Annotated in this window: 17 protein-coding genes; 6 read left to right on the top strand and 11 right to left on the bottom strand. The window is 67.0% G+C overall.

All coding sequences use genetic code 11. The features are described from left to right. Positions 1-97 precede the first annotated feature (97 nt). The 9 genes from OKW29_RS25760 to OKW29_RS25800 all read right to left on the bottom strand — a co-directional run bounded on the left by OKW29_RS25760 (position 98) and on the right by OKW29_RS25800 (position 8,460). A complete protein-coding gene (locus OKW29_RS25760; protein WP_429293094.1) occupies positions 98-1,198 on the bottom strand; it encodes an NAD(P)H-dependent flavin oxidoreductase in 1,101 nt (366 codons plus the stop codon). 58 nt (positions 1,199-1,256) lie between these two features. Continuing rightward, complete coding sequence (locus tag OKW29_RS25765; RefSeq protein WP_429293095.1) at positions 1,257-2,516, bottom strand: MFS transporter; 1,260 nt, start codon at positions 2,514-2,516, stop codon at positions 1,257-1,259. Further along, positions 2,513-3,721 carry a YbfB/YjiJ family MFS transporter gene (locus OKW29_RS25770; protein ID WP_429293096.1) on the bottom strand — a complete coding sequence of 403 codons (1,209 nt, stop codon included), beginning with the start codon at positions 3,719-3,721 and terminating at the stop codon, positions 2,513-2,515. The genes OKW29_RS25765 and OKW29_RS25770 overlap by 4 nt, the downstream gene beginning before the upstream one ends. Before the next feature lie 120 nt (positions 3,722-3,841). Further along, complete coding sequence (locus OKW29_RS25775; protein WP_184065807.1) at positions 3,842-4,774, bottom strand: LysR family transcriptional regulator; 933 nt, start codon at positions 4,772-4,774, stop codon at positions 3,842-3,844. 114 nt (positions 4,775-4,888) lie between these two features. Beyond that, entirely contained in the window at positions 4,889-6,130 is a 1,242-nt protein-coding gene (gene chrA, locus OKW29_RS25780) for a chromate efflux transporter (protein ID WP_429293097.1), read from the bottom strand. 201 nt (positions 6,131-6,331) lie between these two features. Beyond that, positions 6,332-6,643 carry a hypothetical protein gene (locus OKW29_RS25785; protein ID WP_429293098.1) on the bottom strand — a complete coding sequence of 104 codons (312 nt, stop codon included), beginning with the start codon at positions 6,641-6,643 and terminating at the stop codon, positions 6,332-6,334. Between the two features lie 43 nt (positions 6,644-6,686). Beyond that, a complete protein-coding gene (locus OKW29_RS25790) occupies positions 6,687-6,956 on the bottom strand; it encodes a transposase domain-containing protein (protein ID WP_429294935.1) in 270 nt (89 codons plus the stop codon). 27 nt (positions 6,957-6,983) lie between these two features. Next, positions 6,984-7,865 (bottom strand): helix-turn-helix domain-containing protein, encoded by an 882-nt coding sequence (locus OKW29_RS25795; protein WP_429293099.1) that lies wholly within the window; start codon positions 7,863-7,865, stop codon positions 6,984-6,986. A 37-nt stretch (positions 7,866-7,902) separates the two neighbouring features. Continuing rightward, entirely contained in the window at positions 7,903-8,460 is a 558-nt protein-coding gene (locus tag OKW29_RS25800) for a carboxymuconolactone decarboxylase family protein (protein ID WP_429293100.1), read from the bottom strand. A gap of 205 nt (positions 8,461-8,665) precedes the next feature. Here OKW29_RS25800 and OKW29_RS25805 point away from each other — a divergent pair, with 205 nt between their 5' ends. After that, entirely contained in the window at positions 8,666-9,682 is a 1,017-nt protein-coding gene (locus tag OKW29_RS25805; RefSeq protein ID WP_184022783.1) for an alcohol dehydrogenase, read from the top strand. A gap of 215 nt (positions 9,683-9,897) precedes the next feature. On the opposite strand, the gene katG is transcribed toward OKW29_RS25805, so the two are convergent. Continuing rightward, positions 9,898-12,156, bottom strand: coding sequence for a catalase/peroxidase HPI (katG, locus tag OKW29_RS25810; protein WP_429293101.1), 2,259 nt, complete (start codon positions 12,154-12,156; stop codon positions 9,898-9,900). A 545-nt stretch (positions 12,157-12,701) separates the two neighbouring features. Here katG and OKW29_RS25815 point away from each other — a divergent pair. The 5 genes from OKW29_RS25815 to OKW29_RS25835 all read left to right on the top strand — a co-directional run bounded on the left by OKW29_RS25815 (position 12,702) and on the right by OKW29_RS25835 (position 20,419). Further along, on the top strand, positions 12,702-13,946 hold the full coding sequence (locus tag OKW29_RS25815; protein ID WP_429293102.1) for a tyrosine-type recombinase/integrase: 1,245 nt from the start codon (positions 12,702-12,704) through the stop codon (positions 13,944-13,946). 214 nt (positions 13,947-14,160) lie between these two features. Next, on the top strand, positions 14,161-14,757 hold the full coding sequence (locus OKW29_RS25820) for a hypothetical protein (protein WP_429293103.1): 597 nt from the start codon (positions 14,161-14,163) through the stop codon (positions 14,755-14,757). A 333-nt stretch (positions 14,758-15,090) separates the two neighbouring features. Continuing rightward, entirely contained in the window at positions 15,091-15,702 is a 612-nt protein-coding gene (locus OKW29_RS25825) for a DUF2760 domain-containing protein (RefSeq protein WP_184065833.1), read from the top strand. Then, complete coding sequence (locus OKW29_RS25830; protein WP_429293104.1) at positions 15,699-17,546, top strand: Hsp70 family protein; 1,848 nt, start codon at positions 15,699-15,701, stop codon at positions 17,544-17,546. The genes OKW29_RS25825 and OKW29_RS25830 overlap by 4 nt, the downstream gene beginning before the upstream one ends. A 5-nt stretch (positions 17,547-17,551) precedes the next feature. Continuing rightward, positions 17,552-20,419, top strand: coding sequence for an Hsp70 family protein (locus OKW29_RS25835; protein WP_429293105.1), 2,868 nt, complete (start codon positions 17,552-17,554; stop codon positions 20,417-20,419). A gap of 109 nt (positions 20,420-20,528) precedes the next feature. Here the strand turns inward: OKW29_RS25835 and OKW29_RS25840 are convergent, their stop codons facing one another. Further along, positions 20,529-22,655, bottom strand: a complete 2,127-nt coding sequence (locus OKW29_RS25840) for a D-(-)-3-hydroxybutyrate oligomer hydrolase (RefSeq protein ID WP_429293106.1) — start codon at positions 22,653-22,655, stop codon at positions 20,529-20,531. Between the last annotated feature and the right edge of the window lie 188 nt (positions 22,656-22,843).

Below are 22,843 nucleotides of genomic sequence, written 5' to 3' on the forward strand. Positions count from 1 at the left end.
TGCGGAACTGAGGCTGGAAGCTAATCGGACATCGGCCCGCGCATGCCCCACGCGTGCCGATGTGTTCCATCTGTGCGATGGTATTGAAGCTGGACTGCTAGTTCCACACCGATTGCAGCCGCTCGATACTTTCTCGCGTTTCGCGTTCCAGTTGCGCCATCAGTTCGCCGGCCGGCAACGAACGCGCAAGCGGCGCGGCCTGGCCCGCCCAATGCGCGCCGTAGCCGAATTCACCCTTGGCCTTGGCGGCTGCATTGAGCGCCTTGCCCGCGTCATAGGTGATCGGATAGGACGGCGTACGCGGGGCTTGCGGGTCCTCGCCGAGCGTGGTGAAGCGATTGACGATGCTGCGCGCGAGCCGCCCCGAAATGGCCGACGTGAACGTCGTCGAGCGCGCCGCATCGCCGAGCAACGCGCGGCGATAGCCGTCGTCGATCGAGGTTTCCGGGCACGCGACGAACGCCGTGCCCAATTGCGCAGCCTGCGCGCCCAGCGCGAGCGCGGCCGCGATGCCGGCGCCGTCCATGATGCCGCCCGCCGCGATCACGGGCAGGTCGAACTGGCTCGCGAGCAGGCGTGTCAGCGCGAACGTGCCGAGGCGTTCGTCGCGCCCGGTCGTGTCGAACACGCCGCGATGACCGCCCGCTTCGATGCCCTGCGCGACGATCGCATCGACACCCGCCTCGACGGCCGCCGCCGCTTCGTCGAGATTGGTCGCGCTCGCCAGCAAACGGATGCCCGCGTGCTTCAGTTGCGCGATCACCGCATCGGGCGGCAAGCCGAAATGGAAGCTCACGACGGCCGGCTTTTCCGCGAGCAGCATCGCCTGCATCGCGGTGTCGACGACGAAGCTCGTGAAGATCTCGGAGAGCGCTTGCGGCGGCGTAGCGCCGTATTGCCGGAACACCGGTTCGAGCCACTCGAGCCATGCACGCTCGACGGCCGCATCGGGTGTCGCCGGGCGATGGCAGAACACGTTGATGTTGAAAGGCTTCGTCGTTAGCTCGCGAGTCTGATGGATCGCGCGGCGCGCGTTCTCCGCGTTCATCGCGGCAACGCCGAGCGAGCCGAGGCCGCCCGCGTTCGACACCGCGGCGGCCAGCGCCGGCGTGGTGACGCCGGCCATGGGCGCCTGAATGATCGGCTTGTGGATGCCGAGCGTGCGCAGTAACGCGCGATTGTCCGCTTGAATGCTCATGTTCCCTTCCCACCGGATGCGTTAAAAGATTCGATGTGCCTGCCGGCTTGCCTGCCTGTCAGGCCCCAGCGCGGCGGTGCGCCCAGCGCGCGAGGCCGCCGCAAGCGATCAACAGCGCGCCGGTCATGAAGAACACCGAGTGCAGCCCAAGATGAACGCCGATCACACCGCCGATCACGGGGCCCGCCACCTGGCCGCTGAATTGCGCCGATTGCAGATAACCGAGCATGCGGCCGGTCCTGCTTTCATCCACCGATTGCCGCGCCAGCTTGCCGATCGAGGGCAACAGGCCCGCGAGCGTCATCCCCATCAGCACGCGCAAAGCCGCGAGCTGCCACCAGTGCGTGACGAAGGCTTGCGGCACCATCGCCAGCCCCGTGAGCACGAGGCAGGCAACGATCACGCGCCAGCTCCCGAACCGGTCGGCCAGCGCGCCGAGGCGCGCGGCCGTCAGCATGCTCCCGAGCGCCGAGCATGCCATAACCACGCCGGCCACGCGCGCAAGATGCGTGGCATCCACGCCAAGGCCGCCGATATACACGGTGATGATCGGCTCGATCGACATGTTGGCGAGCAGCACCATCATCGCGGTCACGAGCAGCGCGGCTACCACCGCGTAATTGGCGCGTCGGGCGGGCGCGCCGGCGGTGCCGCGCGCGTGAGCTTTCGCGTCGCTGTCCGGGTGAAACTCTTCCTTCACCACGAAGATGGTGAGCAGCGCCGCCGCCGCGATCATCGCGCCGCCCGCGAAGAACGTGCCGCGAATGCCGATCCAGTCTGGCAGCACGCCGCCGACGAGCGGCCCGACCAGATTGCCCGCGAGCGCGCCCGTCGAAAGTATGCCGAGCGCCCAACCCGCGCGCTCGCGCGGCGCCTGGGTGCCCACCATCACCGTGGAAGCCGATGCATAGCCGCCCACCAGACCAGCGATCAGACGCAGCGCGACCAGTTGGTAGACATTGTGCGCCACGCCGATCAACGACATCACCAGGGCCATACCGATCGCCGCGCGAACGAGCATCGGCTTGCGGCCGAAGCGGTCGGCCAGACGCCCCCACAGTGGCGCGGTAAGAGCGGTGCCGAGGAAGGTCGCGCCGAAGGCGATGCCCGACCACTGGATCACCGCGGACGGCGAACCGACACCGAGTTGCCGCACATAGAGCGGCAGGAACGGCAGCAGCATGCTCAGGCTCACGAGCGTCGTGAACGAGCCGAACACGCAGACGACGAGATTGCGTCGCCAGTACTGGACGTTGCGCTCCGCATAGCCGCGCGGCCGCGCGAGCGCCGCCGGTGCAGAAGAAACCGTGGTATTCATTTCGCGCTCCGCGCGGAAAACAGCTCGACGGCGAGTGCGAGCAGAAGCGCCACCGCGCCAATCGCGTAGAGCGCGCGATAATTGCCGCCGCTCGAAGCGAACACGAACGAAAGACCGTAGGCCGCCAGCGCCTGCATCACGGCGAAGCTCGTCGTCGCGCGGCTCCATGCGTCCTTGACGGCGGACGGATGGTGCGCGAGCAGCTCGTTCACGCGACCGAGCGCCAGCGGCACGATGCCCGGCGTGAACGCGCCCACGACAAAGGCGGAGACCATCAGCCCCGTCGGCCCGAATAAGCCCGCGGCCGGGATCGCGACCGCAGCGGCCTGCACCAGATACGCGACGCGCAGCGCGCGGCCGAAACCCGCGCGATCGGCGAGATGCCCTGCCGCGAGCGGCCCGACGATCGCGCCCAAGCCGTACAGCACCCAGAACTCGGCGCCCGCATCGACGCCGCGGCCCAGCCCGCGCGCCACGAAATCGACGAGGAACAGCATGTGCGGCACGAGCCCCACTGCGTTCAGGCCATATTCGACATAGAGCGCGCGCAGGCCGGCGCGGGGATACGCAGGCGCTGTTTCGAAGCGCGAATGAGCACCGGCGTGCGCGGGCGCCGCGTGCTCGGGCCAGCCGTTCCACGCCACGGCGGTCAACACGAGCGAAACGGCCGCGAGCCCGAGCCACGTCCACGTGAGCCCCTGACGCAACAGAATCGGCACGATCGTGCCCGAGGCCGCGATGCCGAGCCCGATCCCCGTGAAGATGCCACCGCTCGCGAAGCCCCGGCGCGCCGCCGGCACGTGCGCGAGGATCGTGGGTGCGGCGAGCACCATCAACGCGCCGCCCGAGAGCCCCGAGGCGAAGCGCCAGATGAAAAACCACAGGAACGACACGGGCGCCGCGCAGGCCACGAAAGCGATGGTCGCGAGCAGCATCATCGCGCGCAGCACGGTGGCGGGTTTCGCCACGCGTACCATCGCGCCCGCCAGCAGTGCGCCGGCCAGATAGCCGCCGAGGTTCGCCGCGCCGAGATAGGCCGCGCTCGAGGCGGGAAACCAGTGCGCGCCGATGATAGCCGGCAAAAGCGGCGTATAGGCAAAACGCGCGAGACCGATGCCGATCAGGCTCGCGCAGGCCCCGGCGAGCGTGCCCCGCCAGACGTTATAGCCAGCCGGAGCGGCCGGATTCGAGATGGCTTGCTGCATGACGACTCCCATGGACCGGTGCTGTTAAGCGCCCGATGAATATGGGAGCCAGTCTAGAACGACTCGCATCTCGGGAGAATCACCACGCTGCGTAAGTGATTCTTCCGCGCGGCGATCGAATCAGCGTCGATCGGCGTCGGTGATTTGCTGAGCCCGCTCGAAATACTCGCGCAGCAGCGGCGCGGCGAAATCGACGAAACCGCGCACCTTCGGCACCGCAAGGCGCCCGCGCGGCGTCACCAGATTGACGGGCAACGGCGCATGCTCGCTGTCGCGCAGCACGATTTTCAGCGCACCGGCCTTGACCTGCTCGGCCACGTGATAGGAGAACAGCCGCGTGACGCCATGCCCGGCCACGGCCGAAGACAGCGCAGCGCGAATCGTATTGACGATGAAGCGCGGCGTGAACCGCACGACCTGCGGCAGCGCCGTTTGACGGGCCGCCGGAAAGCTCCACGAATCGAGTCCGAAATGCGTCATCGAGATGATCGGGTGGCTGGCGAGATCGGCGGGCACATCGATGGCCGGATGCGTGGCGAGATAGTCGGGCGAAGCGACCACCACCCGCCTCACCTCGCCCACCGGAATGGCGACGAGCGTGGAGTCCTGCAGATGCGCGATGCGCAGCGCCACGTCGATGCCCTCGTCGACGAGGCTCACGGGCCGGTCGAGCAGGTGCAGGCGGATCGACGCCTGGGGATGGCGATCGAGAAACGAATCGACAATCGGGCGCAGCACCTCCTCGCCCACCGCCACCGCCGCCGTCACGCCTAGCAGTCCGCGCGGCGCGGAGCGCTCGTCGGCTGCGAGCAGGTCCGCCTCCTCCAGATCCGCGAGAATGCGCCGGCACGCCAGCGCATAGCGCTCGCCCGCCTCGCTGAGCCGGATCGTGCGCGTGGTGCGGTGTAGCAGCGGCGTGCCCGTATGCGTCTCCAGAAACGCGATGGCCCGGCTCACCGCCGCGGGCGAGCGGCCCAGCCGACGGCCTGCGCCCGCCAGGCTGCCCTCGTCGAGCGTGGCGACGAATACCTTCATGGCGTCGATACGGTCCATTGCGTGTTTGGTCTTGAGATCGGGCCTTGGTGGCGCCGCGGTCTTTCAGGGCGGTGAATTCCGGCACGATCTTAGCGGAATCAGTGCTTGTGCAAGGCGTGCGCGATCAGCCTGTCAGAACGGGTGCAGCACCGTTTGCGCGACGCCGGCCGCCACACACAGCACCACGACCGCAAGCGGGGGCACCTTCCAGCGCAGCAACAGCAAAAAGCCGATGCACGCCACGGCGAAATCCGTCGCCGACAGGACCGCGCTCGTCCACACCGGCGAATAAAGCGCTGCGGCCAGCAGGCCGACCACCGCGGCATTGACGCCGGCAAGCGCCGCCGCCATCGCCGCACGCGCGCGCAGCGCCTGCCACCACGGCAAAGCGGCGAGAACGAGCAGCAGACCCGGCAGAAAGATGCCCGCTGTCGCCAGCAGTGCGCCGCTCCAGTGTCTGGGTGGCAGCCCCATCATCCAGCCGAGAAACGCCGCGAACGTGAACAGCGGTCCGGGTACGGCCTGGGCCGCGCCATAGCCGGCCAGGAAGTCGTTGGGCGCGACCCATCCGGTCGCGACGGTTGCCCGCTGCAACAACGGCAGCACCACGTGGCCGCCTCCGAACACGAGCGCGCCGGAGCGATAGAACGCATCGAATACGCGGATGCCTTGCGAGGTCCCGCTTGCCGCCCATAGCGGCAACGCGAACAGCAATGCGCAAAAGACCACTAGCGCGACGATGCCTGCCGCGCGCGACACCTGAAAATCGCCGGCCCGCAGAGGAATGGCGCGTGGCGCTTGCACCGCCGTGGTCCGGCACAGCGCGACACCGAGCACGGCGCCGGCGCCGATCACGATCAGTTGGGCGTAGACGGTGCCAGGCACGCTGAGCAATCCGAGCGATGCGAGCGCGATCGCCGCGCGGCGGCGATCCGGACACAGACGCCGCGCCATGTCCCAGACAGCCTGCGCGACGACGGCCACCGCGACGAGCTTCAGGCCGTGAATCACGCCCATGCCGAGCGCGCCGCCCAGGTCCGGCGCGATCGAGGCAAAGGCCAGCATCACGAGTACCGACGGCAGCGTGAAGCCGCACCAGGCCGCTAGCCCCCCACCCCACCCGGCCCGCAGCAACCCGATCGAAAATCCCGCCTGGCTGCTCGCGGGTCCCGGCAGAAATTGGCACAGGCCGATCAGGTCGGTGAAGGCTTCATCGTCGAACCAGCGGCGCCGCTCGACGAACTCGCGCCGGAAGTAGCCGATGTGAGCGATCGGACCGCCGAAACTGGTCAGCCCGAGTTTCAGAAAGACGATGAAAACCTCGATCACGCGCGCGAGCCGTGAGCGGCGCGGCGACGACAAATCAGTATCCATGGATGTGCGGGTTCGAGCGCTGCCGATTTCGAGAGCCGGCGGGCAAGGCGCCGTCGACGGGCTTCGTGTTTGACGACGCACAGTATAGAGGCCTACGGCGCGACCACGCGCCGCACCCGCGATTGATCGTATGCGATCCATCATTGGCGTCTCTCAGAGGGCATTCATTTGAGAAGCGCCGTGCTCGAACGACAGAGGATTCTAATCGTGCTTGTGTTTGCTAAACGAGCAAGGATGAACCAGCACAAGGTTCCCGGCTGACGGTAAGATCGCGACCGGAGTTGTTCGGCGTTTTACTTCATCGAGATCGGCGTCTGTCTGAACGACCGGCACGCGACGCCCACCCCATACTTGCGCGCAAACTGGCCGGGGGTCGTCAGGATTCGGTGTGTCCCAAGCGATCTCCAGGGATTCGCCGGACGGGAATTCGAGAATGAGTGAATCCGCAGCAAGAGGCAGCAACTGACCTGACGCATCCTGGATATACGCTTTGATCTGCTTCGGTTCGGTCATATTTTCCTCCGGTAGGTGTGGTGACGATAAAGATCAGCGATGCTCATCGGGCCTCTTCCATGGGTAGCAACGCGTCGTAGTCGTCGACGCTTTTCGCCGAAGGCAGACGCTGAAATAGCCAGGTGAGATAGCGATAGCGATCGATGCCGTTGGCCTTGCAGGATGATGGCCGCGTGCGAACTGGGCGCGCGCCGGAACCAGAGTGGCTCGTCGGCTGCTTCGACGTGAAGCGCCGCGACCGGAAACAGTAGAAGCCCGTTGTCCGTGGAGAGTGAGTGGCGTCGGATTGCTCGACCTGATCGGCTCGGATGATCGCCCAAAAACCGAAGACATCGCTATATCACGGCATACGGTTTGCCGATATTGGAATTGGAGGTTGCGGGGACGCATGCGCCGCGAGCAGCTGCTGATGACGTGCTTCGGTGGCGTCGTCGGCGGGGAACATGCATTCGATGCGCAACTCCTGCGCGGCCACGTTTTGCGGTGTGCCCACGGTCGTGACCATCGAGAAATAGCGCAGCACCACGCCCTCGCTGATGAAGCCGAGCGGAACCATCGGCAGCGTCGCGGGTGTCGTGGACGAGCCATGATGCGTCTTCCAGTCGCGCGGCACGTCGGGATACGCAAGCAGTTCATCGAGTAGACGCTTCGTGTTGGCGCCGATTACATGACCGACCGACTCGCGATACACGCGTTGCAGCAGACTTCGCGCGACCTCCTGCCAATCGGCGACGAACGGACGCATGCCGCGCGGATCGAAAATCAGATGCAGCATGTTGCGCGGGCCTTCGCGCGCGGTCATGTCGATGAAGCAGTTGAAGAAGCGCGGGGCCGCGTCGTTGGTCATCAGCACGTTCCAGTCGCGGTCCATCACGAGCGCCGGAAACGGCTCATGCTGACGCACGACCCGTTCGAGCGCGCGAACCACGCCGTGCATTTCCTGCGCATTCCACGGTGCTTCCGAATAGATCGGTGCATAACCCGCGGCAAGCAGCAGCGCATTGCGCTCGCGCAGCGGCACGTCGAGGGTCTGCGCAAGCGTCAGCAGCGTGTTGCGGCCCGGCACGCTGCGCCCGCTTTCGATGAAGCTGATCTGCCGCTGCGAGATGCCGGCCTCGAGCGACAGATCGAGCTGACTCACGCCACGCACGTCACGCCAATAGCGCAACAGACCGCCCAGATCGCCCGGCTGCACTTTCGGATCGTGACTCGTGACGTTCATGGTGTTGCCCTCCTGTTGACGCCTGAACGGGATCGCTTCAGCGCGCGGGCGCGTGCCACGCGAATTCGGCGAACTGCGTTTCGAGCGGCGGCTCGGTCACGCTGCCGGTGTAGTTCGTGATCGTCGACGCGGCGACCACCGCGACCACCTCGAGAATCTGCTCCGCGCTGAAACCTGCCGCGCAAAAGCGTTGCCGGTCCTCGTCGGCGAGGCGGCCGCGTTTTTCGATCAGCGTGCGCGCGAGCGTCGACAGCGCCGCGAGCCTCGTGTCGTCGGGCACGCCGCCGTGGCGGATCGCCTCGACCTCGGCGCGGCGCAGGCCCGCGTTCAAGCCGAGCGCGGTATGAAACGCAACCGCCCATTCGCTCGCGTTCGTCACGGCGTTGGTGAGCAGCAGCGTCTGGATCTCCGGTTCGGTCAGACTGCTCGCATGCACGCGCTCGAACAGGCCGATGAAGCCGTTGATCAGCACCGGTGAAGCCGCCATCTTGGCCGCGATGTTCGGAATCAGGCCGAACGCCTGCTGCAGTTTCCGGAGCACGGGTTTCGATTGCTCGGGAGCGGACTCGATCGTGTGAACGGGATAGCTGGACATGGTATCTCCTTGACGTGTGCGCCATCGGAGCGACGGCGCGGTAGTCGAAGAGTAGAGGCAGCCGCGCGGCTCGCCAATTACATCGGATGTCATCGCCATCAGCCATGCGGCGGCGGCTTCTTTCTGGCGAGCCGCCTGGACGCGGCCTATCATGTTGGAGTTTGTTCCCCTCTTGTCCCGTTCGTCACTGGAAAGGAAGAACATGATGCCCACGATGAAAGCAGTCGAAGTGAAGCAGGCCGGCGGCCCGCTCGAACTGGTCGAACGCGAAGTGCCCGAGGCGGGCGCGGGTCACGTGCGTATCAGGATTCAGGCTTGCGGCATCTGCCATAGCGATGCGATGACCAAGGAAGGCCTGTGGCCGGGCCTGGCCTATCCGCGTGTGCCCGGTCACGAGATCGCGGGCGTGATCGATTCGGTCGGTGCGGGTGTCGAGGGCTGGCAGGTCGGGCAGCGTGTCGGGGTCGGCTGGCACGGCGGGCATTGCGGCAAATGCGAACACTGCCGTCAGGGCGACTTCGTGCTGTGCAAGTTCGCCCTCATCCCCGGCATCAGCTACGACGGCGGCTACGCCGAATACATGGTGGCCCCGGTCGAAGCCCTGGCGCGCATTCCCGACGATCTGTCCGACGTCGATGCCGCGCCGCTGCTCTGCGCGGGCATCACGACGTTCAACGCGATACGCAATAGCGGCGCGCGCGCCGGTGACGTGGTCGCGATTCTCGGGATCGGCGGCCTCGGTCATCTCGGCGTGCAGTTCGCGCGCAAGATGGGCTTTCGCACGGTGGCGATCGCGCGCGGTCAGGACAAGGCCCCGCTCGCGCAGCAACTGGGCGCGCATCACTACATCGACAGCAAAACGGAAAACGTCGCCGAGAAGCTGCAGGCACTGGGCGGCGCGAAGCTGATACTCGCCACGGTGACGAGCGGCAAGGCGATGACCGCGACGCTCGGCGGTCTCGGCCTGAACGGCAAGCTCGTGATGGTCGGCGTTTCCGAAGAGCCGGTCGAAGTGCCGATCGTGCAGTTCATCATGGGACGCAACTCGGTGCAAGGCTGGCCCTCCGGCACCTCGGCCGATTCGCAGGACACGCTCGCGTTCAGCGCGCTCACCGGTGTCAAGCCGATGATCGAAGAGTATCCGCTCGCCGAGGCAGCGCAGGCCTTCGACCGGATGATGAGCGGTCACGCGCGTTTCAGGGTGGTGTTGAAGATGGTCTGAGTGGCAGCCTCCGGAGGGGCGATGGAAATTGCATCACCATTCTGGTTACGGGCAGCACGGGTGTCATCGGCACCCGGTGCTCGAACATCTGAAAGGCGGCGGCGAAGAAAAAGCGCGCTTGCCGGCATCCCGGCAAGCGCGCTCGATGACTTCGCAAATCCACCTTCAAAAACTGCGGCGACGTGGCAAAGAACCACTCGCCAGCACTGGCCGGATCAAGCCAGATCGAAACGATCCAGATTCATCACCTTGACCCACGCGGCAACGAAGTCGCGCACGAATTTCTCCTTGCCGTCCTCGCTCGCGTAGACCTCGCTCAATGCGCGCAGCACCGAGTTCGAGCCGAACACCAGATCGACGCGCGTACCGGTCCACTTGACCTCGCCGCTCTTCGTGTCGGCACCTTCGAACGTTTCCGCGGCCTCCGACACCGGCGTCCATTCCGTGCCCATGTCGAGCAGATTGCGGAAGAAGTCGTTGGACAGCGTTTCCGGCTTGTTCGTCAGCACACCTTCTTTGCCAGCGCCCACCTTCAGCACGCGCAGGCCGCCGATCAGCACCGTCATCTCTGGCGCCGTCAACGTCAGCAGTTGCGCCTTGTCGATCAGCAGCTTCTCCGCCGCCACCGGGAACTTGCCGCCCAGATAGTTGCGGAAGCCGTCGTGGACCGGCTCCAGCACCGCGATCGCTTCGACGTCGGTCTGCTCCTGCAACGCATCCATGCGACCCGGCGAGAACGGCACCGTCACCTGCTGCCCGGCGTTCTTCGCGGCCTGCTCGATACCGGCGCCACCCGCCAGCACGATCAGGTCGGCAAGCGAAATCTTCTTGCCGCCGGACTGCGCACCGTTGAACTCGCTCTGGATGCCTTCGAGCACCTTCAGCACCTTCGCGAGCTCAGCGGGCTGGTTGACGGCCCAGTCCTTCTGCGGTGAGAGCCGGATGCGCGCGCCGTTGGCGCCGCCGCGCTTGTCCGAGCCGCGGAACGTCGAGGCCGAGGCCCACGCGGTCGTGACCAGCTGCGACACCGACAGCCCCGACGCGAGGATCTTCTGCTTCAGCGCCGCGACGTCCTTGTCGTCGACGAGCGGGTGATCGACGGCCGGAATCGGGTCCTGCCACAGCAGTTGCTCCGACGGCACTTCCGGGCCAAGATAGCGGGCGCGCGGACCCATGTCGCGGTGCGTCAGCTTGAACCACGCGCGCGCGAACGCGTCGGCGAACTCGTCGGGGTTGGCCATGAAGCGCCGCGAGATCTTTTCGTAGATCGGGTCGAGGCGCAGCGACAGGTCGGTCGTCAGCATCGTCGGCAGCACTTTCTTCGATGGGTCGTGCGCGTGCGGATACGTGGCCTGCGCGTCCTTCGCGACCCACTGGTTCGCACCCGCCGGGCTCTTCGTCAGCTCCCACTCGTGGCCAAACAGGCTCTGGAAGTAGCTCATGTCCCATTGCGTCGGCGTCGCGGTCCACGTGACTTCGATTCCGCTCGTGATCGTGTCGCCGCCCCGGCCGGTGCCGAAGCTGTTGCGCCAGCCGAGCCCCTGGGCCTCGAGACCGGCACTTTCCGGTTCCGGACCGACGTTATCGGCCGGCGCCGCGCCGTGCGTCTTGCCGAACGTGTGGCCGCCGGCGATCAGCGCGACCGTTTCCTCGTCGTTCATCGCCATGCGGCCGAACGTTTCGCGGATGTCGACTGCCGCGGCGAGCGGATCGGGATTGCCGTCCGGGCCTTCCGGATTCACGTAGATCAGGCCCATCTGCACCGCGCCGAGCGGGTTTTCGAGGTTGCGGCCGGGCGGATCGGTACGGCTCTTTTCGGTGCCGTGCAGCTCCTCGTCGGCGACCAGCACGCCTTCGTCGTCTTCCCTGCCGGCCGCTCCCTTGCCGTAGCGCACGTCGCCGCCGAGCCAGGTTTTTTCATTGCCCCAGTAGACGTCCTGGTCCGGTTCCCACGTGTCCTCGCGGCCGCCGCCGAAACCAAAAGTCTTGAAGCCCATCGTTTCGAGCGCGACGTTGCCGGTCAGGATCAACAGGTCGGCCCACGAAATGTTCTGGCCGTATTTCTGCTTGATCGGCCATAGCAGCCGACGAGCCTTGTCGAGGCTCACGTTGTCCGGCCAGCTATTGAGCGGCGCGAAACGCTGCTGGCCGCGCCCTGCGCCGCCGCGGCCGTCGCCGATGCGGTACGTGCCGGCGGCATGCCATGCCATACGGATAAACAGCGGGCCGTAGTGGCCGAAGTCCGCGGGCCACCAGGGCTGCGAATCGGTCATCAGCGCGGCGAGGTCTTTCTTGACCGCGGCGTAGTCGAGGCTCTTGAATGCCTCGGCATAGTTGAAGTCCTGGTCTAGCGGATTGGAGCGGTTCGAATGCTGGTTGAGCAGGTCGAGGCGCAATTGCTTCGGCCACCAGTCCCGATTGGTCGTCCCGCCGCCGGCGGTATGGATGAACGGGCACTTTGCTTCGTTTGACATGCGTTCTCTCCTTTGGAGGATGTCTCCGTTGTCGATCGGAGTCGGTGCCTGGGTACTTTCTCCAATCCCATGCAAGGTACTTGTTATGCGTTTGTCATCGTGTCAGGCTTGCGTGGCAATTTGACGACCCGAAAACCCGACAGTCAGCCGAATGGCTCGCAGTGCACTCATGAAATCCAGGGTCGAGGGCAACGCAGCCGATGTCCGTAACGGCTGACTCCGGTCGGCGCTCCACTCCTATTCGAATATAGGCGAGGACAAAGTTCAATAGAATTCGAATACGGCAATGCCACTAATAGACGGCGACTATAGCGGGCGGAAAACGAGCGGCGCCCTGCATCACTATATGCCGATCGATCGTCACCGCGTCGAAGCTTGAGCGCACCCGGCTGTTTCGCGCCAGGCGCAGCCGACTGTGTGATAGGGTTTCGCGTTTCGTCCGCAACAGAGTGGGCACTGCTTTCTTTTCAGGCAAGCGCTTCTGACAGCACCTGAGCGGAGCAGAATGACGCCAACCGGCGTGCGCCCGAGGAGTGTCCCGAACCGTGTCCAAAGCCGTGCCGAAAGCTGCCCCGAACGCTGAGCTCGCCACCGTCCAGCCCGTCGAATCGCTCGTCGTGCCGGAACTGCTCGATGGCCGCGACGGCACCAATCGCGGCGCGGCGGAAAACTCGCAGCTATCGGCGCGCAACGACCTCGACGCCGTGCGCGCCTGGCTGTCCAATTACGCGGACACCAAGACCACCTTCGACAACTACCGCAAGGAAGCGGAGCGGCTGCTGCTGTGGGCCGTCGTGCAGCTCGGCAAGCCGCTGTCGTCGCTGACGCACGAGGATCTGCTGCTGTTCAAGGCGTTCATCGCCGACCCGCAGCCGGCCACGCGCTGGGTGTCGGCGAACGGCGGCAAGTACGCGCGCGGCGACGCGCGCTGGCGGCCGTTCAATGGGCCGCTGTCGCCCGCCAGCCAGCGCCAGGCGCTGATCATCCTGAACGCGATGTTCACGTGGCTCGTCAACGCCGGCTATCTGCGCGGCAATCCGATGGCGCTCCTGCGACAACGCGCGAAGCGCTCGGCGCCGCGCGTGACGCGCTATCTGTCGACGTCGCTGTGGGACGAAGTGAAGCTGTTCGTCGAGCAGCTGCCGCAAGATACCGATGCGCAACGCGCGTACTACGCGCGTTGCCGCTGGCTGACCACGCTGTTCTATTTGCAGGGCATGCGCATTTCCGAGGTGGCCGGCGGGCAGATGGGCCAGTTCTTCAGAAGGCTCGGCGCCGATGGTCAGGACCAGTGGTGGCTCGAGACGCTCGGCAAGGGCGACAAGGAGCGGATCGTGCCGGTGTCGGCCGAACTGGTTCAGGAGCTGCGCAGCTACCGCACGCTCAATGGCCTCGCCGCCCTGCCGACCCGCGCCGAGGAAACGCCGCTCGTGCTGCCGTTCAAGGGCCGCAACCGCTGCCTGTCGCGCTCGGCGATTCACGACGCGATCAAGGGCATCTTCGCGGGCGCGGCCATGTGGCTGCGTGCGCGCGGTCCCGAATTCGCCGATCGCGCCGACGAGCTCGAGCGCGCGTCGGCGCACTGGCTGCGGCATACGGCCGGTTCGCATCAGGCGGACGGCGGCGTCGATCTGCGCACGATCCGCGACAACCTCGGCCACGTTTCGCTGAATACGACCAGTCTTTACCTCCACACCGAGGACGACGCGCGGCATACCGAGACCGTTAATCGACACCGGATGAACTGGGACGACGCGAAGTCTGAAGACGGCAATGCGGGCGGCAATTAAGCGCGGATCGGGCGGCTGAAACGCGCCGGAATTTTTGCGTTATTTCTTTCTGTTTCCCAGTTGGATCAATTCATCAGGCGATGCGCGCCGGGCATGCGTTTGCGCCTGCGCGTTTACCCGCTCATTTCCCTGGTCGTCGATTCATATCTCAAGAATGCAAAACGCCGACCGTTAAACGGGCGTCGCTCGACAAATAACCAATACAAACCGGGGAATGAACTTGAAAACCATCACCAACGCGCTGTTGGCGTCGGCTGCGTGCGCTACCTTTCTCGCGGGCTGCGTGACCAGTGGACAAGGCCGGCTCGTCAGCGCCCCGAACCGGGTCAACGAAGTGACCGTGACCGCGTATCAGCCGTTGCCGACCGATGTGTACGTCGCCAATGTGGTCGATCGCGATGTGGTGATCGTCGGCGGCGATACGTATATCTGGGTCGTCGGCCGGGACGGCGTCCGGCATCGCCAGTTCTATGCTCATGGCGATCATCGCGCCGAGGTTTTCCATCGCCGTGAGGAACTGCATCGCGTAATGGCGAGCCATGACGGTCATCTGCCGGAGCATCCGGGCGGCGGCGAGCATCCGGGCGGCGCGCATCCGCCGCTCGGGCACCCGGGCGGCCCCGCGCCGGCGATGGCCGCGCACGGACAGCCGCCGCGAGCCGACAGGCACGCCGCCAGACCGGTCAGGTCTGCACCCGCGACGGCCGCGCACGGACAATCGCGCCGCGCCGTCACGCACGTCGCCGGGCCGGTCAGGCCCGCGCCCGCACCATCGGCAAAGCGGGTGTCGAAGGATCCGAAGAAGTCGTAAAGTCGCTGATAGGCGCGCTGCCAAAGCGCCTTCCTGCATCGCCCGCTTCCCCCAACTCCCCGCCAATCCCACCCCATTGCCCGCTAGAATTGCCGGCTTTGCCCGCGCCGGGCGCGCCGCAAGGCAAAATACGGGTTTTGCGCGCGCCGCACGCGCGGCCGACCCGGTCGCGAAGCGTCCCCAAGCCGTTTCGGGCCCGGCAGTTGCATCGTCGCCCCGGGCCGCGCGCCGACCCGCAACATCACAGCCCCGCCCGGCCCGTCAGCTTCGCTGCCCGGCGCACGCGGCGCGGCGAGGACCGCTCGTCCCCAACAGAGCAGATCAGGAGCCTTTATGAGCGATTCGAATCCATCCTTCCTCGGCCGCATTTCGCTGGCCGTCGGCACGTTTTTCAGCATTCTCGGCAATGGCGACTTCGCCGCCGACGTCCTGCGCCTGCGCAACGGCGAAAAGATCGGCGCGGCCCCGGCAGCCGCCCCCGCCGCCACGCCAACCCCGGCCCCCGCCGCCGGTCCGGAACCGAAGCCGCAACCGAAGCCGCAACCCGCGCCGGTGCTGAAGGAGGCCTCCCCCGACGCCGCGCTGCAACTGCTCGGCCTGCTGCAGCGCGACGCGCGCTTCATCGATTTCGTCGAGGAAGACATCAAGGCCTATAGCGACGCCGACATCGGCGCGGCCGCGCGCCTCGTGCACGAAGGCTGCCGCGCGACGCTGCGCGAGCACTTCACGATCCGCCCGGTGCGCGACGAAGCCGAAGGCAGCCGCGTGACGCTGCCCGCAGGCTTCGACGCGAGCTCGGTCCGTTTGACCGGCAACGTGGTCGGCAGTGCGCCGTTCAACGGTAGCATCAGCCATCGCGGCTGGCGCGTCGAGGATGTGCGTCTGCCGAAGCTGGCGGACGGTCATAACGCAAAAGTCATCGCACCGGCGGAGGTGGAGCTATGAGCGACGCACGCTATTCGATCGGCATCGATCTCGGCACCACGCACTGCGCGTTGTCCTACGTGGACACGCACGCGAGCGACGGCGAGCAAACCACCCAGGACGTGCTGCCGATCGCCCAGCTCACGGGCCCCGGCGCAATCGATAATCTGCCGCTGCTGCCCTCGTTCCTGTACCTGCCGCATCCCGACGAACTGGCCTCCGGCGACCTCCACCTGCCGTGGACCGGCCAGCGCGAATTCGCGGTCGGCGAATTCGCGCGCAGCCGCGGCGCCGGCACGCCGATCCGGCTCGTGTCGAGCGCGAAAAGCTGGCTGTGCCATCCGGGCGTCGACCGGCGCGCGGGCATTCTGCCGAACGATGCGCCGCCCGAAATCGCGCGCGTGTCGCCGCTAGAAAGCTCGGTGCGCTATCTGACGCACCTGCGCGAAGCATGGGACCACGCGCAACCGGACGCGCCGTTCGGCGAGCAGGACGTCACCGTGACGATCCCCGCGTCGTTCGACCCCGCGGCGCGCGAGCTGACGGCGGAGGCCGCCGAGGCCGCCGGCTTCACGCGCATGACGCTGCTCGAAGAGCCGCAGGCGGCGCTCTACAGCTGGATCCAGAAGAGCGGCGGGCAGTGGCGCAAGCAGGTCAAGATCGGCGACATCATTCTCGTCGTCGACGTCGGCGGCGGCACGACCGACCTGTCGCTGATCGCGGTGATCGAGCGCGACGGCAATCTCGAACTGCATCGCGTCGCGGTCGGCGATCACATCCTGCTCGGCGGCGACAACATGGACCTCGCGCTCGCGCACGTGGTCGCGCGCAAGCTCGCCGCGCAGGGCACCCAGGCCGACGCGTGGCAACTGCGCGCGCTCACCTACGCGTGCCGCGCGGCGAAGGAAACGCTGCTCAGCGACCCCGCCACCGACACCGTGCCGCTCGTCGTGCCGAGCCGCGGCTCGAAGCTGATCGGCGGCTCGATCCGCACCGAGCTGACGCGCGCCGAACTGACACAGACGATCCTCGACGGCTTCTTCCCGCAGATCGACAGCGCCGCGCGTCCGGTGAGCCGCGCGCGGGTCGGTCTGACGCAGCTCGGCCTGCCGTATGCGCAGGACGCGGGCATCACGCGGCATCTGGCGGCTTTCCTCGGGCGTCAGGTCGGCGCGCTGGCGGAACTCGAAGGCCTGCGCGAGCATGTCGCGCCCAACGCGAGCTTCCTGCATCCGACCGCGGTGCTGTTCAACGGCGGCGTGTTCAAGTCGGCGCTGCTGGTCGAACGGATCATGGGCACGCTGAACGGCTGGCTCGCGACCGAAGGCGCGGCGCCGGCCCGTCTGCTCGAAGGCGCGGACCTCGATCTGGCGGTCGCGCGCGGCGCGGCCTACTACGGCTACGTGCGGCGCGGCCGCGGCGTGCGGATTCGCGGCGGCACCGCGCGCGCGTACTACATCGCGATCGAATCGGCGATGCCGGCCGTGCCCGGGCTCGAGCCGCCGGTGCAGGCGCTGTGCGTCGCGCCGTTCGGCATGGAAGAAGGCACCGACGCCGAGCTGCCCGCGCAGGAGTTCGGGCTGGTCGTCGGCGAGCCCGTGCATTTCCGCTTCTTCGGCTCGTCGGTGCGTCGTCAGGATCAGGTCGGCACGCTGCTCGATTACTGGGGCCCCGAGGAGTTGCAGGAACTCGAGGAAATCCAGGCGACGCTGCCGGCGGCCGGCCGCACCGCCGGCGAAGTCGTGCCGGTGAAGCTGCACGCGCGCGTGACCGAAGCGGGCACGCTCGAACTCGAAGCGATCCCGCGCGGCTCCGACGAGCGCTGGAAAGTCGAATTCGACGTGCGCGGCAACGCGAATGCGTGATTGACATGAAGCGGTACAGCGTCGGCATCGATCTCGGCACCAGCAACACGGTGCTCGCGTACGCGCAAGCCGGATCGCAGCAGATTCGTGTGTTCGAGATCGAGCAACTCGTGAGCCCCGGCGAAGTCGCCGCACGGCCGCTGTTGCCGTCGGTGCGCTATCAGGCGGCCGACGGCGAACTGAGCGCGGCCGATCTGCAGTTGCCGTGGTCCGGTGCGCGTGCGGCGTCGGGCCACGGCAAGGACGCGACGCAGCCGGTCGTGGTCGGCCGGCTCGCGCGGCTGCTCGGCGCGCAGGTGCCGGGGCGGCTCGTCGCCAGCGCGAAAAGCTGGCTGTCGCACGCGTCGGTCGATCGCGTCGCGCCGATCCTGCCGTGGGGCGCGCCCGACGACGTCCGCAAGATTTCGCCGCTCGACGCGAGCGCGAGCTACCTCGCGCACGTGCGCGCCGCATGGAACCAGCACTTTCCGAAGGCGCCGCTCGAACAGCAGGACGTCGTGCTGACGGTGCCCGCATCGTTCGACGAAGGCGCGCGCGCGTTGACCGTCGAAGCGGCGCGGCTCGCGGGGCTGCCGTCGCTGCGGCTGCTCGAAGAGCCGCAGGCCGCGTTCTACGACTGGCTGTTCCGGCATCGCGACACGCTTGCCGACGAGTTGGCGGACACCCGGCTCGTGCTGATCTGCGACGTCGGCGGCGGCACCACCGATCTGACGCTGATCGAAGTCGGCCTGTCCGACGACGGCGAGCCGCGCCTGACGCGCGTCGGTGTCGGCAATCATCTGATGCTCGGCGGCGACAACATGGACCTCGCGCTCGCGCATCTGGTCGAGGCGCGGCTGTTGGGTGGTGCCGGCGGCGGTGCGCAGGCGCCGCAACGGCTATCGGCGGCGAGCCTGTCGCAGCTGGTCGAGCGATGCCGCGTCGCGAAGGAGCAATTGCTCGGCGCGCAGGCGCCCGAGTCGGCGCCGGTCACCTTGCTCGGCGCGGGCTCGAAGCTGATCGGCGGCGCGCGCACGACGCAGGTTACGCGCGACGAGGTCGAGAAGATCATCGTCGATGGTTTCTTGCCGCGGGTGGCCGCCGATGAGCGTCCGGGCCGGCCGCGCGGCGCGATCGTCGAATTCGGCCTGCCGTACGCGACCGATGCGGCGGTCACGCGGCATATCGCGGCATTTCTCGAACGCTTCGCCGCGCAGTCGCGAAAGGCCCTGGGCACGGATTCCAGCACGCCGGACGCATCCGGCACAGCCGCCCTGCCCGTTCCCGACACGCTGCTGCTCAACGGCGGCGTGTTCCGCGCCGACGCGCTGTCGCGGCGTCTGGCCGACACGCTCGGCGGGTGGCGCGGCGCGCCGCTCAACGTGCTGCACAACGACAACCCCGACGTCGCGGTCGCGCGCGGCGCGGTCGCCTATACGCTCGCGCGCGCGGGCTTCGCGCCGAAAATCGGCGGCGGTTCGCCGCGCAGCTATTTTCTGGTGCTCGACGAAACGCCGGCCGGTAAAGACGACGCCGAGCCGGACGCGGCGCTGGCGCAACGCGGCATCTGCCTGCTGCCGCGCGGCACCGAGGAAGGTCACGAGATTCTGATCGCGGACCGCACGTTCGCGCTGCGGCTCGGGCATCCGGTGCGCTTTCACCTGGTGTCGTCGAGCGCGGACACCGCCTATCAGCCCGGCGAACTGGTCGACCTCGCGGGCGGCGACTTCGTGCGTCTGCCGCCGATCGCGACGATCGTCCAGCCACGCGACGGCCATCGCGCTCGCGAAACCGCCGTGCGCATCGCGACGTCGCTGACCGAGGTCGGCACGCTCGACGTCCATTGCATCGAGCTCGACGAGCCATCGCAACGCTGGCTGCTCGAATTCCAGCTGCGCCACGCCGACGCGCAAGTGGATCTATCCGCCGGGGGCGCACCGCAACGCCACCCGGCGCTCGATCGCGCGATCGAACTGATCGACCGTTGCTTCGGCGCCCGCGCGCAAAACGTCGACCCGAAGGAGATCAAACGACTGCGCGCGCAGCTCGAACATCTGCTCGGCCCGCGCGACAGCTGGAACAGCGCATTGCTGCGCGAACTGTTCGGCGCGCTGTGGGAGCGCGCGCGCCGCCGCCGCCGCTCGGCCGATCACGAACGGCTGTGGCTGAATCTGGCCGGCTATTGCGTGCGGCCCGGCTTCGGTTATCCGCTCGACGAATGGCGCGTCGAGCAACTGTGGACGCTGTTCGACGATGGCATCCAGTACGTGACCGACAGCCAGGTATGGTCGGAATGGTGGACGCTGTGGCGCCGCGCGGCCGGCGGCCTCGGCGAAGATGCGCAGCTGCGCGTGCTCGACGCGATGGACTATCTGCAGAAGGCCGCGCAATCGCGTCACAAGCTGCCGTTCGATGTCGCGAAGACCGGCTTCGCCGATATGGTGCGCCTGTGCGCATCGCTCGAACGGATTCCGGCCGAACGCAAGATCGAACTCGGCGAGGCGGTGCTTGCTCGCCTGAAAAAGCCAGCGGAAAACCATCAAAGCTGGTGGGCGGTCGGACGGATCGGCGCGCGCCAACCGTTTTACGGCAGCGCGCATAGCGTCGTGCCGCCCGAGGTCGCCGCGCAATGGCTCGATGCGATCCTCGCGCTCGACTGGAAGAAGGTCGACCCCGCCGCCTTCGCGGCCGTCCAGATCGCCCGCATGAGCGGCGACCGCTCGCGCGATCTGCCCGACGCGCTGCGCGCGAGCGTCGTGCGACGCCTCGAAGCGGCGAGCGCGACGCGCGCCTGGGTCACGATGGTCAGCGAAGTCGTCGCGCTCGATAACGCCGACGAAGGTCGCGTGTTCGGCGAATCGCTGCCGGTCGGGTTGAAGCTGATCGGCGGCTAAAGCGTTTTGCGCGGCGCGAAGCTCAGCACCGCTCGCGCGGCATCCAGATGCACAGCAACGCGCACCCAGGCGGATACCTGTGTGCGCGCATTGCTTCAGCACGCGCCGCTCAATTCGGCACGTTCACGGCGCCATTCGTTGCGGAAATCGCATTGACACCCGGGGTCGCCGCGATCGCCGGCAGGTTGGCCGTGGTCAGCGCCGGTGCGGCTCCGGGCACGCCGCCGCGCGGTATCGTGTGGATCACCTGCGACGGCGGCAACGGCGTGCCGTTCTTCAGATGAGCCCACATCAGGTTGAGCGCCTGAAGATTGTAGTAATGCAACGGCACGAAACGCGTATCGAAACCGGCGACGCCGAGGAACGCGTCAAAGTGCTGACCGTTCGTGACTTCGTACAGCGCCAGCTTGCTCGCGCCGCCCTCGACCACCTGGTTCAATCCGAGATACGGCCGCGACGCGTGATTGATCGGCACCAGCGCATCCGCGCGTCCTTGCACGATGATGGTCGGCTTGCCATGCAGATTCGCATTCACGCGAATTGCATCGACGCTGGCATTCAACGAACCGCTCGTCCACCGCGCGCGCAGGCATGCGGCGCCCGCGTAGCTCGCATCGGCGGTCGCGAGCCGATGATCGAGCGCGCCGGAGGCGCCCGCGTTGTAGACGAGGTTGATGCCATTGGTCGGCGGCACGCCGTTGCCGTTGCCGAACACCGTCAGCATCGGCGACACCGCCGGCGTCACGCCGGCTGCGCCAGCCGCGCTGGTGGTGCCGAAGCTGAAGTCGCACAGGTTGTCGGCGACACTTGCGCGCGCATACGCATTCGCATAGGTCACGGCGACGGCCGGCACCGCCTGCGAGTCCCACATCGGCGCTTGCAGCAGGTCCGAGTCGGTCTGATAGCCGTTCTGATGCAGCAGCGCGAGCGCATTGGTGGCCTGCGTGACCGTATCCGTTCCCGCGATCACGCCGGCCGCCGCGAGCGACGCGCAACGCGCGGTGCGCAGCGCGGTGGTGGTCGCGCTCGGCAGCGCGCTCAGATACGGCGCGCCGGTCGCGGCGGGCGCGAGCGCGGCGCACGGCTGCAGCAGGTTCGCGAGCGTCATGTAATCGGCGAGCGGTTTGCCGAACGCGCCGACCGGCACGCCGCCCTGCGCGACCGATACCTGCGGCGCAAGCCGCAGATTGATCTGCGGCTCGCCGACCACCACTGCCGTGATGAGACCCGACGTGTCCTCTTCGGCCGCCGCGAGCGACGCGCCGCCGCCGTTGCTGACCGACGCGGCGATCGTCGTGATGCTGCCGCTCGCATAGCGCACCGTGCGCGTCGAGCCATTCAACGCGCCGTACGAATCGTTGAGCGCCCAATACGCAAACTGGATCGCCTGCAGCGTGTTCTTGCCCCAGTCCTGCTCGGGGTTCTGTTGCGAGTGCGCATGCTTGAACGCATAGCGGTTCGGGAACTGCGCGTTGAACGCCGCCAGCGTGCTGCTGCCGAGCTTCGCTGTGAAGAGGCTCGCCGTGCCCGCGGCGGTCGCATCCTGCAACGTGCCGTCGATCAGCGTCACGCGATTCGTCGACAGCTCGTGCGCGCCGTTGCCGCTGCCCTTGTCGGTGTAGGCCACCGCGCAGCCGCGCTTCAGGCCCCACTCGCCGGCCGCCGAAATCGCGCCGTACACGCCGCGCGAACCGGACGACGTCGCGGTGACGATGCACGGTTGGTCCGGATTGAAGCTCGTGGGAATCTGCACGAGCAGGCTAACGTTTTGCGCGCCGCTGCCGTCATCGGCATAGGCGAGGTATTCCTTGCCCGCGATCTTGCCTTCGCCGAGCGTGTCGTTGCCGTTCAGGTCGACGTTGGGCCCCCAGAAGCGTCCATAGCCGCCGTTCGCCGTCATGTCGACGAGCGCCCGATAGTTCGACCAGATCGCGAGACGCCGCAATTCGGCGGCCGTAGGTTGCGCCGCATTCGAAATGGCCGGCGCCGTCGCCGATGCGAGGCCGGTCTTGCCGAGGCCCGCGGTCAGCAGATCGTCGCTGTTGCCGTCATAAGATTTCGTCGTCACCGCGCTTTTGATGAAGCCAGGCAGCACGTTGCTCGGCGGCGGCGGTTGCAGCCCATCGTTGCCGCTGCCACAGCCCGCCAGCACGGTTGCTGACGCCATCACGGTCGCCGCGGTACCGAGCCTCCAAGGGTTGCGCATGGCCGCCGGGATTTTTTTCGGTGTTGTCATCTGTTCTGTCTCCGTCATTTATACGACGTTGTATTGGCAGCGGTACCCAACTTGTTGCCGACCCCGCTCCATCTGGTTCGCCAGAACGAGATGCTTCGGATACCGATGCATCGCTAGCGTGCATTGACCTCTGTCTGGAGTCAATACACGGTCATACCCTTACACAACGAGCATCAGGATTCGGGCGA

The sequence above is a fragment of the Paraburkholderia sp. CI3 genome (genome assembly GCF_050436505.1).
In the GTDB taxonomy this organism is placed as follows: domain Bacteria; phylum Pseudomonadota; class Gammaproteobacteria; order Burkholderiales; family Burkholderiaceae; genus Paraburkholderia; species Paraburkholderia tuberum.